This window comes from Avibacterium volantium (assembly GCF_049366555.1).
GTDB lineage: Bacteria > Pseudomonadota > Gammaproteobacteria > Enterobacterales > Pasteurellaceae > Avibacterium > Avibacterium volantium_A.
In genome coordinates this window covers 13,416-26,662 of record NZ_JBMMGT010000012.1, presented here as the reverse complement: position 1 = coordinate 26,662, position 13,247 = coordinate 13,416, and the positions used below count along the sequence as shown (strand labels likewise).

Here is a 13,247-nt window from a genome sequence, read left to right as displayed (position 1 = left end):
AAAGGGCTTAAACGAAAAATGAATTATTCTGCTAATCGGGTAGGAATTTCAGGGGCTACTAAGCGGCGTAATCGCGTACCTTCTAGATCAATATGCCCAAAGCGAGAATGCCCATTGTTCCAATCTGCTACAGCTTGACGTAATGCCTCTTGGCTGTCTGCCACGAAATTCCACCACACTAAGGTTTTATGTGGTAATGGTTCTCCGCCTAACAGCATAATATGGCTGCCTGCTTCACCTTTAATTTTGAATTCGTGAGATTGGCAATCCGTTAGGCTAACCAGTTGATCTTGTTGGTAAACTTGTCCTTCAATTTCTACTTCACCTTTCAGCACAAGTACGCCATATTCAAAGTTTGGCTGTTGTTCTATGGTAATAGTTTGTGCTTGCTGAAATTGAATATCTACACCAACTAACGGGCTATATTGCTGAGTTGGCGCAGTTCTGCCTTGATAGCTACCTGTGGTTAAAATGTAATTCACGCCATTTTCTTGCCATTCGGGCAATTCAGGATAATGTTGAAAATTTGGCTCAATATCTTGATCCATTGGAAGCGCAATCCAAAGTTGTACTGCGTGAAGCTGATGCACGCCCTCAGGGGTTTGTTCAGTATGGCTAATGCCACGCTGAGTGCCTGTGCCTGCGGTCATTAAGTTCACTTGTTTTGGCTTAATTAATTGACGATAACCAAGGCTGTCTTGGTGCCAAACTTCGCCCTCTAGCATCCAAGTGAAAGTTTGCAAATTAGTATGTGGGTGTGCGCCTACTTGTAAGCCTGCATTATCATCAGTAAACTCTGATGGCCCTGCGTGATCAAGAAAACACCACGCGCCAATGGTACGTTTACCCGCTTGTGGTAGCAGACGCGCGACAGGAATTCCGCCTACATCTTTAGTAATCGCATTTAATTTATCTACGCTCATTTTCGTTCCTTATGCCTTAGTTCATTGTTTATGCTTTCGCCCATTGAATAAAAGTTTGCGTAAACTTACTTAAGAAACCTGCGGTGCGTTCATCAGCCACTTCACCTTGCTCATTCAATGCCTGATTAGCTTTGCTTAAAAAGACTTCAGCGGTGGTTAGTACATTCGCACCAATGCTTTGCAAACTTTGGCGAATTTGCAAACCAGAATTAATTCCACCATAAACGCCTGGTGAAGCCGTAACAATCGCCACTTTCTTGCCCTGCCATAAATTTTGGCCATAAGGACGAGAAGCAATATCAATGATATTTTTAGTCGCGGCAGGCATTGCACGGTTATGCTCAGGGCTAACAATTAGCACCGCATCAGCGTTTTTAATTTGCTCACGCACGCGATCATATTCTGGCACGTCCATTTGATCGCGATCTTGGGTATAAAGAGGCAAATCATCAATGCGTACTTCGGTTACGTTTACGTCTACTGGAAATTGTGAAACGATATAATTGGCTACGCTACGGTTAATGGATTTTTGGCTTAAACTGCCGATAATCAGTGCAATGTTCATTATTTATACCTCAAAATGTTAGGGGAAATTTCAGCCAATTATAAATCCCCACGAAACCTCAAACAATTGGCATTTTAGAAATGATCTTTTTCTCTATCAGAAAAAATGCGGTGAAAAATCACCGCACTTTCTCTTTTCTAAGCGTTATTATTTCAACGCCACCCTCGCATTTCTGAATAATCGCATCCACGCGCCGTCTTCTGTCCAGTCTTCTGGATACCAGGAGTTAGAAACTGCACGGTAAACACGCTCTGGGTGTGGCATCATAATGGCAACACGTCCGTTGCGGTTAGTGAGTGCGGTAATGCCGTCCACTGAGCCATTTGGATTGGCTGGGTATTGGGTTGTTGGCTTGAGATCATTATCAATATATTGCGCGATAATCAGATTTTGCTCGCGCAACATCGCAAGTTGTTGATTGTTTTTGAACTCAACACGTCCTTCACCGTGCGAAACCGCGATTGGCATATGAGATCCTGCCATTCCGTTAAACCATAAAGACGCTGTATCATTGATGCGAACCATTGCAGCACGCGCTTCAAAACGCTCTGATTGGTTACGCACAAAACGTGGCCAGGCTTCTGTTCCTGGGATAATTTCAGCCAAATTCGCTAACATTTGACAACCATTACATACCCCTAAGGCAAGGGTGTTTTCACGCTCAAAGAAAGTGGCAAATTGATCACGAAGTGCGGTGTTAAATAGGATAGATTTTGCCCAGCCGCCGCCAGCACCTAGCACATCACCATAAGAGAAACCACCACAAGCAACAAGGGCTTGGAAGTCTTTTAAGTGGTGACGTTGCTGTTGCAAATCGCTCATATGCACATCAATAGCATCAAAACCTGCGCGGTCAAAGGCGGCAGCCATTTCATAATGGCTGTTCACCCCTTGCTCACGCAAAATGGCAATGCGTGGACGCACACCTTTAGCAATATAAGGGGCGGCAATGTCTTCATTGACATCATAAGTTAAAGACACGGAGAAGCCTTTATCATTTGGATTTTTCTTCGCAGTAAATTCTTGATCGGCACATTCTGGATTATCACGCAATGCCTGCATTTTGTGGGTCAATTCCGCCCAAATACCACGCAGTTCAGAACGCGTTTCTTTCAGTAACACTTTCGTGCTGCGCGTAATTTCAATTTGATTGTCTGTGGTTACCGTGCCAAGTTCTTTCAGTAAATGCAGTACGCCATTTTGCTCGAAAGCCTGACGAACAGCGGCCAGATCACTATCTTTCACTTGAATCACTGCACCTAATTCTTCATTAAACAGCACAGCTAGATCATTATCGCCCAACGCACTAATATCCACAGAAACACCACAATGCCCTGCAAAGGCCATTTCAGCAAGGGTGATGATCAAGCCGCCGTCTGAACGATCGTGGTAAGCCAGCAATTTTTGTTCATTCACCAGTTGTTGCATTGCATTGAAGAAGCCTTTCAGGCTTTCCACATTCACTACATCTGCGGGTTTATCACCTAATTGTTTATAAACCTGCGCCAATGCCGTTGCACCCAAGCGATTTTTGCCCTCACCTAAATCAATCAATAATAAACGGCTGCTGCCTTTATCTGTGCGTAATTGTGGCGTAACGGTTTTGCGTACATCTTCCACGCGCGCAAAGGCACTGATAACTAAGGAAAGCGGTGCGGTAACGGATTTTTGCTCACCGTTTTCCTGCCAAGTGGTTTTCATAGACATTGAGTCTTTCCCCACTGGAATGGTCAAGCCTAATTGTGGGCAAAGTTCTTCCCCCACGGCTTTCACGGCTTCATAAAGCCCGGCATCTTCGCCCGTATGCCCTGCGGCAGACATCCAGTTAGCAGAAAGTTTAATGCGTTTAATATCGCCAATATCCGTTGCGGCAATGTTGGTTAGGCTTTCTGCCACGGCTAATCGGGCAGAAGCAGCGAAATCTAACAATGCCACTGGAGCGCGTTCGCCCATTGCCATCGCTTCACCGTGGTAACTATCTAAGGCGGTGGTGGTTACTGCACAGTCAGCCACTGGCACTTGCCACGGGCCAACCATTTGATCGCGCGCTACCATACCCGTTACGGAGCGATCGCCAATGGTAATTAGGAAAGTTTTCTCTGCTACCACAGGCAAGCGTAATACGCGGTGTAGCGCTTCTTTTAGCTCAATAGTTGATTGATCAAGCGGTGGGTTATGCACTTGTTTAGACGCCACATCGCGCGTCATTTTTGGCGTTTTGCCGAGCAACACATTCATCGGCAAATCAATGGGATCATTATGGAAATGCTCATCGTGCAAGGTAAGATGCTCTTGTTCTGTGGCTTCACCAATCACGGCAAATGGCGCACGTTCACGCTGACAAAGTTGCTCAAATAAGGCTAATTTATCTGGCGCAACAGCTAGCACATAGCGTTCTTGCGATTCGTTACACCAAATTTCCAACGGCGACATTCCTTTTTCATCGCATAAAATATCACGCAATTCAAAGCGTCCGCCACGTCCGCCGTCGTGTACTAGTTCAGGCATTGCATTAGAAAGCCCACCAGCCCCTACATCGTGGATAAATAAAATCGGGTTGTCATCGCCCATTTGCCAACAGCGATCGATCACTTCTTGGCAGCGGCGTTCCATTTCAGGATTATCACGTTGCACGGAAGCAAAATCCAAATCTTCTTTCGATTTGCCTGATGCCATTGATGAAGCAGCCCCACCACCTAAACCGATATTCATCGCAGGGCCGCCAAGCACGATCAATTTCGCCCCCACGGGGATTTCCCCTTTTTGCACGTGTTCGGCACGGATATTCCCAATTCCGCCTGCTAGCATAATAGGCTTGTGATAGCCACGCACTTCTTCACCATTGAAACTGTTCACTTTTTCTTCATAAGTGCGGAAATAGCCCAATAACGCAGGGCGACCAAATTCATTATTAAATGCTGCACCGCCTAATGGGGCTTCAAGCATAATGTCGAGTGCGGAGGCAATGCGGTTAGGTTTTGATAATGGAGCTTCCCAAGGTTGTTCAAAATTAGGAATGACAAGGTTAGACACCGAAAAGCCCACCAAGCCCGCTTTCGGTTTTGCCCCTCGCCCTGTTGCCCCTTCATCACGGATTTCACCGCCCGATCCTGTTGCCGCACCTGGGAAAGGGGAAATCGCTGTTGGGTGGTTGTGGGTTTCCACTTTCATTAAAATGTGAGCATCTTCTTGGTGATAGCGATATTGTCCATCTTGATCAGGGAAAAAACGCCCGACTTTTGAGCCTTCCATTACCGCTGCATTATCTTTATAGGCGGAAAGGACATAGTCAGGCGTTTTTTCAAAGGTATTTTTGATCATTTTGAACAGGGATTTTTCTTGTTTTTCACCGTCAATGATCCAATCTGCATTAAAAATTTTGTGGCGACAATGCTCTGAATTGGCTTGGGCAAACATATAAAGTTCCACATCTGTTGGATTGCGTCCAAGTGCGGTGAAATTTTCCACTAAATAATCAATTTCATCTTCTGCCAATGCTAAACCCAATTCCACATTGGCTTTTTCTAGGGCTTGGCGACCGCCGTTTAAAATATCCACTCGAGTAAAGGCTTTTGGCGGCTGTTGTTGGAATAGCACTTCCGCTTCTTGTGGCGTGCGGATCACTGTTTCCATCATTCGGTCATAAATATGGCTAATGAGTTGAGCCTGTTCTTGCTCATTTAATGCACGTTCTAACTCAAAATAAAACGCCAACCCACGCTCTAAACGCTCCACTTTATTTAAACCGCAATTGTGTGCAATATCAGTGGCTTTTGATGACCAAGAAGAAATAGTGCCAACGCGTGGGATCACAATAAAACATTCCCCTTGCGGTTCGTGTTGTGCCAAGGTTGGGCCATAATGCAATAACTGGGTTAATTCTTGCTCTTCAAGAGCATTCAGTGCTTCGCTGAGTTCTGCAAAATGCAAATATTCTGCATAACAAGATTTCACTGGAAGTTGTGCTTGTTGAAAGCGTTGAGCGAGTTGATTTAAACGGAATGGGGAAAGGGCTGGTGAGCCACGAAAAATCTGCAACATAGACTTTACCATTGGTTAGATGAATAAAAAACTCGCCTATTATAAAAGAATTTCGCGCAAAACGAAAACGTTTGCGTAAAACTAACGATAAAGAAAAGAGCGGTTAAAAAGTAGTATCTTTTTTATAAATAAAAAATAATGAAAAAACAACCGCACTTTTGGTTTAAGACAACATAGTGAATTATGTTAGTAATTCATTGCTGTATCTAAATTTAAACATAATGGTTTATGTATTCTCTAAAGAAAAAACAGCGCAGTTGAAACCTTAATATAACAGCCACAAAAAACGCCCGAAAATGGGCGTTTTTTTGAAATCAAATCCCCAATCCCTGCCGAATAAGCTGTTCTTTCAACAAGCTGAATTGATTGGTAGCGCTAAGACCAATGCCGCGGGCAAGTTTTTTCAGAGGGTTGCTGCCAGCGAAGAGATCTTTTAAGCCTTGCATTGCAATGAGCATTTTTACCGCTTCGGCTTTGCGCGTGCGTTCGTAATAACGCAGGTTGCGGTATTCACCGATGTCTAAGCCCAGAGCAAAATGCTTTTCGATTTCTTGCGCGAGTAGTAGGGCATCTTGCAAGCCGAGATTTACCCCTTGTCCTGCCAGTGGGTGAATGGTGTGTGCGGCATCACCAATTAGGACGATACGCGGTTGGGCGAAGTTGCGTGCATAGCGCGCAGTAAGCGGAATGGCTTGGCGTTCGCTTTGCACTTCACATAATCCAAGCTGATTATCAAAAGCAATGCTAAGCTGTTTGTTGAATTGTTCAGCTTGGCATTGGCTAAGTTGTTTGGCTTGTTCTGGCGGAATCGACCACACGATAGAACACAGATTTTCTTGATGTAATGGCAAGAACGCCAAAATGCTATCTGGAGCAAAAATTTGTCTGGCGCAGTGTTGATGTGGTTCTGCGGTTTTCACATTGCACACTAAGGCATATTGCCCATAATCACGGAAAATCAGTGGAATGCTGGCTTTTTGACGTAGCCACGAATTTGCGCCGTCTGCACCCACAACCAGTTTCCCCGCTAACATTTGCCCGTCTGTTAAGGTGAGAATGGCGGTGCTTTCGTTAATGCCCAAGTGTTGCGCTGTTGCATTGAAAATTTCCACATTTTCTTGCGTGGCGACCTGTTGCCATAGGCTATGCTGAATAATCTGGTTTTCCACAATATGCCCAAGGTGGGAAATGCCTAAGCCTTTGGTGTCAAATTCAATTTTGGCGAAACTGTCTTTTTCCCACACTAGCATTTTATCGTAGGCGGTGGCACGTTCAGCTTGAATGGTTTGCCACGCGTTGAGTTCTTGCAATAAATGCTCGCTAGCAAGATTTAACGCACTGACACGATAAGCAATATTCGCTAAAGAAAAATGTGGCGGATTAGGTTCGAGCAGGGCGATACGCATTGCGGTATTTTTTAATTTGGCGGTCAGCGCAAGCCCGACCATTCCACCACCGATAATAATCAGATCAAAATTTTTCACTATTCTAACCACCCTAATGCTGGTTTGATAAATTGTTGTTTGAGTAAATGAGATTGCGCCATTGCCATTAGCCCCAGATTTCGCCCAATTTGTAACGCTAATAATTCATTGGCAAAGAGAGAAACCAAGCCGTTGGTTAAGTTAATGAGCGTTTTTTGATCCCCTTGACGTGCATTTTCATATTGGCTTAATAAAGAATAAGCGCCGAGATCTTGCCCTTGTTTAAAGGCTTGACTTAACAATTTAGCCAAGCAAATCACATCACGCATACCAAGATTAAAGCCTTGCCCTGCAATAGGGTGTAAGGTTTGTGCGGCATTGCCGACTAACGCAGTTCGGTGATGAATATGTTGGCTGGCTTGATATAACGCCAAAGGATAAGCAAAACGCTTGCCACATTGTTGCAATTTGCCAAGCCGCCAGCCGAATTGCTGTTGCAGACGAGCGAGAAATTCTTCATCGGACAATTCCATTAGCTCATCGGGCGATTTCACGCACCATACCAATGACATTAAATTCTCTTGCATTGGCAGAAGCGCCAGTGGGCCTTGCGCAGTGAAACGCTCAAAGGCGCGTTGCTGATGTGACTGTTGTGTTTGAATATTGGTAATAATGGCGGTTTGCTGATAATCGCGCAGTTTGTTGATCGCAATGTTGGCAGACTTCGCCACAAAAGATTGCGTGCCGTCTGCGCCGATAATCAGCTGACAAGATAAAGTGCGGTGATTTTTTAGCGAAATTTTAACCCGCACTTGATCAAATTGGATCTGCTCAATCTTCACTGGGGAAAAATAATCAATGTTGGCGTATTGCTTGATTGCAGTCAGCAAGATTTCTCCCACAGGCTGTAAGGCGACCACCGCGCCCAGTTGTTTTAGCTGAAATTCATCAGCGTGAAATTCGACTAAACCACTATGACCTTTATCAGAAACGTGAATATGCTCGATGGGGCAGGCTAGGGGCGAAATTTGTTGCCATAATGATTGTTGGTTGGGTAAATTGAGCTGTGCAAGCTGTTGGCAAGAACCCGCTGAAAGGGCAATGCAACGGGCATCAAAACCGCTTTGCTGATGTTGTTGTGGCGCTTGCTTTTCTAATACCGCAATGCGCATTTTACCTTGGGTTTGTGCGCTTAACGCTAAAGCAAGGGTGCAACCTGCCATTGCGCCGCCCAGGATAATCACATCATAATGCTCAATTTGTTCCATGTTTGCCCCGTTTTACTTCATTGTCATTACGCGTTATGAGCCATCACTTGTTCGATTTCATCAATTTCTTTTGGCACGGCGCTAGTTAGCACTTTGTTGCCATATTCAGTGATCACAATATCATCTTCAATACGCACGCCAATGCCCTTATATTGCGCTGGCACATCGGCATTGCTTGGAATATACAAGCCTGGTTCAACCGTCAGCACCATTCCCACTTCTAATGGACGATCGCGTAATTTGCTGTCTTTTTCAAGACTATAAAGCCCTACATCGTGAACATCAATGCCAAGCCAATGGCCTAATCCGTGCATATAAAAGGCTTTGTAGGCTTCATCGGTGATCAACTGATCCACTTCCCCTTGCAAAATGCCTAAGCGCACCAAACCTTCCACTTTAATGCGGATCACTTCTTGATTCACTTGCTGAATATTATTACCAGCCACCAAGGATTTTATGGCGTGTTTTTGTGCATTTAGCACGATTTCATAAATCTCACGTTGGGCTTGGCTGAATTTGCCATTAACGGGATAAGTACGGGTAATATCGCCAGCGTAGTAAGCAAATTCACAGCCTGCGTCCACCAGTACCAATTCGCCGTCTTTCAAAGGCTGATCGTTTTCGTTGTAATGCAGAATGCAGGCGTTTTCGCCGCCTGCTACAATGCAATTAAAGGACGGAAAACGTGCGCCAAAGCGATTAAATTCGTGTAGCAATTCCCCTTCAATTTCAAATTCTAAGCGGTTCGGGCGGGTTTGTTTCATTGCGCGTAAATGCCCCAATGCGGTGATTTGTCCTGCTTGTTGTAAAAGCGCAATTTCATTAGTGGATTTGATTAAACGCATTTCATCTAAAATTGCAGCCCAATCAAAAACTTGCGAAAATTGCACCGCACTTTTCTCCAACAATTTATTGCCCCAAGGCTGCGGCTCAGGGTTATGGTAAAGTGCGGTGAAATTTTGGCTGATTTTTTGCCATTGTGGCACAAAATCTTCAATAGAATAAGCTTCGTCTAAGTTTAATTTAGCGGCTGCTTTTTCCACGCCCAGACGGCGACCGTTCCAAGTTTCCATTAGCGGATCAGAAGGGCGTAAAAACAATATTGTGCGAGATTGTTGCGTGCTTTTGGCTAATACTAAGATCGCATCAGGCTCATTAAAGCCCGTTAAATACCAAAAATAGCTGTCTTGACGGAAAGGATAGTGCGTGTCTTTGTTGCGCACTTGTTCTTGCGCCGAGAAAATAATCGCCAAGGAATTCTCCGCCATTTGCGCCAACAATTTTTCACGGCGTTGCACAAATTCTTCGGCGGGGATTTGGGCTAAATAAGCAAGATCCATCTTCGTTCTCCTTAATGTAATACGGTTTTCTGCGTGGTTTGGTAAGGGCGATAATGGGAATAAAGCACCGCCACCAAGGTACGAACATATTCCGCCACTTGCTCTAAGGATTCCGCTAGCTCTTCAGGATCGTCATCTTCTTCATAAGCCAATACGGCAATATTTTGTAGATCATCTAAGGCTTCGCCAATTTCGCCTGTTTCTTTATCCATTTTCGCTTGCACTAAGCCTAAACCGAGCAAAAAGTGGCTTGTCCATTCTGAAAGGGCATCGATTTCGTTAAACACATCGCCGTTTTCGGGCAAGAAAAGTTGAAAGTTGAAGCTATCAATATCTTCTAAACTGTGCTGAATATCGTGGTAGAGCGCGGACACTTCTTTTAATAAAGCCGTAGGGTAGGCTTCGCCATTGTTGGTAAATTCATTCATAAAAATCGGCCATTTTTGCTCACTCGCACCGCCACAAATTAAACCAGTGAGAAAGCCGTGTAATTCGGCGGCGGTAACAGGAATGGTGGCTTGACGGAGTTTTTGTTCTAATTCGTCATAAGAGAGAATATCAGACATAATTTTTTCCTTTTACTAAAGATAGGTGTAGTTTAGCACTGTTAGATTAAGCTAACCACAATCAGGCGGATTTTTATGACGAAAAATATTTGCTATGGCATAATAGCGAAAAAATTTATTTTCACTGAGGATAAGTATGTCATCGCAAAGCATTGAATTGTCTGTATTAGGACAGGTTTTACGTTTAAATTGTCAAGAAGATCAACACGATGCCCTACGCCAAGCTGCTCGCGCATTAGATCAACGAGTATCTGAGATGAAGGAACGGACAGGCATATTACAGTTAGAAAAAGTCCTTTCTATCGTGGCGTTAAATCTAAGCTATGAGCTTATCCAACAGCAGCAAGTTACACAGAAAATTGAACAAGCAGTTAGCACACAAATCAAACAGCTAGATAACTCTTTGGAAGGCATTTTGGCGCAAAAAACGAATGTCTGATGAAATAATATGATCTTAGCTAAGAATTGGAAAAATTAAGCTAGTCAATACGGTTAAATTGCGTTAGTATTACCACAAATTTAAAGATTACCTGAGATGTTCGCTAGTGGGTTACGTCCCTGAGCCGATACTTAACATCTTATGAATCGGTTTCCTATTGTTGGTGTGCAAGCTTACCTTGGCGCAAGCCCTGATGTAAGAAGCCTAAAAACGATAACGACTGATTCCCTTGAACCGTAGGGTTCAAGGACCGACCACTCACAACGGCATCTCGGGTTCTTCCATAAAACAATGAATCTCACAACTCGCAATCAACAACGCCAAATTATTCGCCAACAAATTCGTCAATTACGCCAATCTCTTAGCCCAGCTGAGCAAAACCTTGCTGAACAAAAAATCTCTCAACAAGCCCTTGATCTCATAGAAAAAAAACAAGCTAAACATATCGGATTGTATCTTTCTTTTGATGGCGAAATCTCAACAAAACAGCTCATTCAGCAATTATGGAAAAAAAACATCTCCGTTTATCTACCCATTCTGCATCCTTTTTCAGCCAATAATTTGCTCTTTCTCCGCTATCACCCAAACAGCCCATTGCAAAAAAACAAATTTGGCATCTTAGAGCCCAAATTAGATGTCCGAAATGTTCTCCCAACCAATGAACTTGACATCATATTTACCCCACTTGTCGCCTTTGATAAACAAGGCAACCGCCTTGGAATGGGCGGAGGCTTTTACGACCGCACTTTGCAAAACTGGCAACAAAAAAATTTCCTCCCCATCGGCTTAGCCCACCAATGCCAACAAGTGGAGACATTACCCGTAGAAAGCTGGGACATTCCGCTGTTTGGGGTGTTGGTGGGGTGATTTTTAGCAATGTTTTTCTTTACGGATATGTTCTAGCAGCGCATCGCAACATTGATCCAATAATTCATAGGTTTGCGTGAAGTTTTTGGTGTACCAAGGATCAGGGATATGATCGATACCAAGGTTTGGACAAAGTTGGGTGATTTGAAATAATTTTTCAGGGTAATGCCCAAATAATTTTTCCAAATCCGCTAAATTTTGATTGTCCATTGCAATCAGATAATCAAAATCTTGCCAATCTTTTAACCGCACTTTTCGGCTAGTAAAGCCTTTATTATCAATATGATGTAATTCAAGGGTTTCTGCTGTGCCACAGTGCATATCTTCGCCATCGTGCCAGCCTGATGTCCCCGCACTGTCGCAGAGGATTTTATCGGCTAGCCCTGCTTGTTTCACTTTTTCGCGGAAAAGATATTCTGCCATTGGGGAACGGCAGATGTTCCCCAAGCAGACAAAAAGCACCTTCACTGTCATTAGCAAGTTCCCCATAAATCATATTCGTCCGCTTGTGTGATAGTAACGTTAATCACTTGCCCCACGCTAACCGCTTGGTTTGACAGGTTATCCACATACACCACGCCATCAATTTCTGGCGCATCCGCCATTGAACGTCCGATAATGCCTTCTTCATCAATTTCGTCCACAATAACAGGCAGGGTTTTGCCAATTTTTTGCTGTAAACGCTGTGCAGAAATGGCTTGTTGCACTTGCATAAAGCGATGGAAGCGTTCTTCTTTTACCTCTTCAGGCACTTGATCTGGCAGATCTGTGGCAACTGCCCCCTCTACCGGGCTAAATTTAAAACAGCCAACGCGATCTAGTTGTGCTTCTTGCAAGAAGTCCAATAATTGTTGGAAATCTTCTTCCGTTTCCCCTGGGAAGCCCACAATAAAGGTAGAACGCAAGGTTAATTCAGGGCAAATTTCACGCCATTTTTTAATTCGTTCAAGGGTGCGATCGATTGAACCGGGGCGTTTCATCGCTTTCAAAATTTTCGGGCTAGCGTGCTGTAATGGAATATCTAAATAAGGCAAGATTTTGCCCTCTGCCATGAGTGGAATTAAATTATCCACGTGCGGATAAGGATACACATAATGCAAACGCACCCAAATGCCTAAGGTTGCCAACTGTTCGCACAGGCTGATGAGATTGTTTTTAATCGGCTTGCCGTTCCAGAAAACCGTTTTGTTTTGATTTTCTTTGCTTTGATCTAAAGAATAAGCAGAGGTATCTTGCGACACGATAAGCAACTCTTTCACACCCGCATCGGCAAGGCGTTTGGCTTCATCTAACACTTGCGTAATTGGACGGCTATCTAAATCCCCACGCATTGAAGGGATAATGCAGAACGTGCAACGGTGATCGCAGCCTTCAGAAATTTTCAAATAAGCATAATGTTTTGGCGTGAGCTTCACCCCTTGCGCTGGCACAAGGCTGATATAAGGATTATGGGCAGGCTTTGGCACATATTTATGCACTTGCTCCATCACCGCTTCATAGCTATGAGGGCCAGTCACTTCCAACACTTTTGGGTGAACTTCACGAATGCGATCTTCTTTCGCTCCCAGACAGCCCGTTACAATCACCTTGCCGTTTTCTTCCAATGCTTCGCCGATCGCTTCTAGCGACTCTTGCACTGCGCTGTCAATAAATCCGCAGGTATTAACGATCACTAAATCGGCATTTTCATAACTCGGAATAATGTTATATCCGTCAGAACGCAACTCCGTTAAAATACGCTCTGAATCCACTAAATTCTTAGGACAACCTAAGCTAATAAAACCAATATTTGGCGCTGAACTCATACAATAATC

11 protein-coding genes and 1 other RNA gene are annotated in these 13,247 nt (G+C 44.1%); 3 read left to right on the top strand and 9 right to left on the bottom strand.

Annotated features, from left to right (window positions below; all coding sequences use genetic code 11):
* Window positions 1–23: 23 nt before the first annotated feature.
* From ACLS0A_RS05325 to ACLS0A_RS05295, 7 genes are all read right to left on the bottom strand, one after another.
* The gene (locus ACLS0A_RS05325) at window positions 24–923 is read right to left on the bottom strand and encodes a pirin family protein (protein WP_416082729.1); all 900 of its coding nucleotides are present in this window, start codon (window positions 921–923) and stop codon (window positions 24–26) included.
* Between the two features lie 28 nt (window positions 924–951).
* Window positions 952–1,488, bottom strand: a complete 537-nt coding sequence (locus tag ACLS0A_RS05320; protein ID WP_416082728.1) for an NADPH-dependent FMN reductase — start codon at window positions 1,486–1,488, stop codon at window positions 952–954.
* Between the two features lie 147 nt (window positions 1,489–1,635).
* On the bottom strand, window positions 1,636–5,529 hold the full coding sequence (purL, locus tag ACLS0A_RS05315; RefSeq protein WP_416082727.1) for a phosphoribosylformylglycinamidine synthase: 3,894 nt from the start codon (window positions 5,527–5,529) through the stop codon (window positions 1,636–1,638).
* Window positions 5,530–5,843: 314 nt separating this feature from the next.
* Window positions 5,844–7,013 (bottom strand): FAD-dependent monooxygenase, encoded by a 1,170-nt coding sequence (locus tag ACLS0A_RS05310; RefSeq protein WP_416082726.1) that lies wholly within the window; start codon window positions 7,011–7,013, stop codon window positions 5,844–5,846.
* Complete coding sequence (gene ubiH, locus ACLS0A_RS05305) at window positions 7,013–8,221, bottom strand: 2-octaprenyl-6-methoxyphenyl hydroxylase (protein ID WP_416082725.1); 1,209 nt, start codon at window positions 8,219–8,221, stop codon at window positions 7,013–7,015. The genes ACLS0A_RS05310 and ubiH overlap by 1 nt, the downstream gene beginning before the upstream one ends.
* Before the next feature lie 26 nt (window positions 8,222–8,247).
* A complete protein-coding gene (pepP, locus tag ACLS0A_RS05300) occupies window positions 8,248–9,561 on the bottom strand; it encodes a Xaa-Pro aminopeptidase (protein ID WP_416082724.1) in 1,314 nt (437 codons plus the stop codon).
* 11 nt (window positions 9,562–9,572) lie between these two features.
* Entirely contained in the window at window positions 9,573–10,118 is a 546-nt protein-coding gene (locus tag ACLS0A_RS05295; protein ID WP_416082750.1) for a YecA family protein, read from the bottom strand.
* 145 nt (window positions 10,119–10,263) lie between these two features.
* On the opposite strand from ACLS0A_RS05295, the gene ACLS0A_RS05290 reads away from it, so the two are divergent.
* The 3 genes from ACLS0A_RS05290 (at window position 10,264) to ACLS0A_RS05280 (ending at window position 11,433) form a co-directional block, all read left to right on the top strand.
* The gene (locus tag ACLS0A_RS05290) at window positions 10,264–10,566 is read left to right on the top strand and encodes a cell division protein ZapA (protein ID WP_103853699.1); all 303 of its coding nucleotides are present in this window, start codon (window positions 10,264–10,266) and stop codon (window positions 10,564–10,566) included.
* 85 nt (window positions 10,567–10,651) lie between these two features.
* Window positions 10,652–10,848: non-coding RNA, 6S RNA (ssrS, locus tag ACLS0A_RS05285), on the top strand.
* A gap of 9 nt (window positions 10,849–10,857) precedes the next feature.
* A complete protein-coding gene (locus ACLS0A_RS05280; protein WP_416082723.1) occupies window positions 10,858–11,433 on the top strand; it encodes a 5-formyltetrahydrofolate cyclo-ligase in 576 nt (191 codons plus the stop codon).
* A gap of 3 nt (window positions 11,434–11,436) precedes the next feature.
* Here ACLS0A_RS05280 and ACLS0A_RS05275 read toward each other — a convergent pair whose 3' ends face one another.
* Both ACLS0A_RS05275 and rimO read right to left on the bottom strand, forming a co-directional pair.
* The gene (locus tag ACLS0A_RS05275; protein ID WP_416082722.1) at window positions 11,437–11,907 is read right to left on the bottom strand and encodes a low molecular weight protein-tyrosine-phosphatase; all 471 of its coding nucleotides are present in this window, start codon (window positions 11,905–11,907) and stop codon (window positions 11,437–11,439) included.
* Window positions 11,907–13,238, bottom strand: a complete 1,332-nt coding sequence (rimO, locus tag ACLS0A_RS05270; protein WP_194751541.1) for a 30S ribosomal protein S12 methylthiotransferase RimO — start codon at window positions 13,236–13,238, stop codon at window positions 11,907–11,909. The genes ACLS0A_RS05275 and rimO overlap by 1 nt, the downstream gene beginning before the upstream one ends.
* Window positions 13,239–13,247 lie beyond the last annotated feature (9 nt).

Excerpts from the sequence above, each read along its gene's own strand:
- ACLS0A_RS05290 (WP_103853699.1), top strand. The coding sequence starts at position 10,264 with ATGTCATCGCAAAGCATTGAATTGTCTGTATTAGGACAGGTTTTACGT.
- ACLS0A_RS05275 (WP_416082722.1), bottom strand. The coding sequence starts at position 11,907 with ATGACAGTGAAGGTGCTTTTTGTCTGCTTGGGGAACATCTGCCGTTCC.
- ACLS0A_RS05325 (WP_416082729.1), bottom strand. The coding sequence starts at position 923 with ATGAGCGTAGATAAATTAAATGCGATTACTAAAGATGTAGGCGGAATT.
- rimO (WP_194751541.1), bottom strand. The coding sequence starts at position 13,238 with ATGAGTTCAGCGCCAAATATTGGTTTTATTAGCTTAGGTTGTCCTAAG.
- ubiH (WP_416082725.1), bottom strand. The coding sequence starts at position 8,221 with ATGGAACAAATTGAGCATTATGATGTGATTATCCTGGGCGGCGCAATG.
- pepP (WP_416082724.1), bottom strand. The coding sequence starts at position 9,561 with ATGGATCTTGCTTATTTAGCCCAAATCCCCGCCGAAGAATTTGTGCAA.
- ACLS0A_RS05280 (WP_416082723.1), top strand. The coding sequence starts at position 10,858 with ATGAATCTCACAACTCGCAATCAACAACGCCAAATTATTCGCCAACAA.
- purL (WP_416082727.1), bottom strand. The coding sequence starts at position 5,529 with ATGTTGCAGATTTTTCGTGGCTCACCAGCCCTTTCCCCATTCCGTTTA.
- ACLS0A_RS05320 (WP_416082728.1), bottom strand. The coding sequence starts at position 1,488 with ATGAACATTGCACTGATTATCGGCAGTTTAAGCCAAAAATCCATTAAC.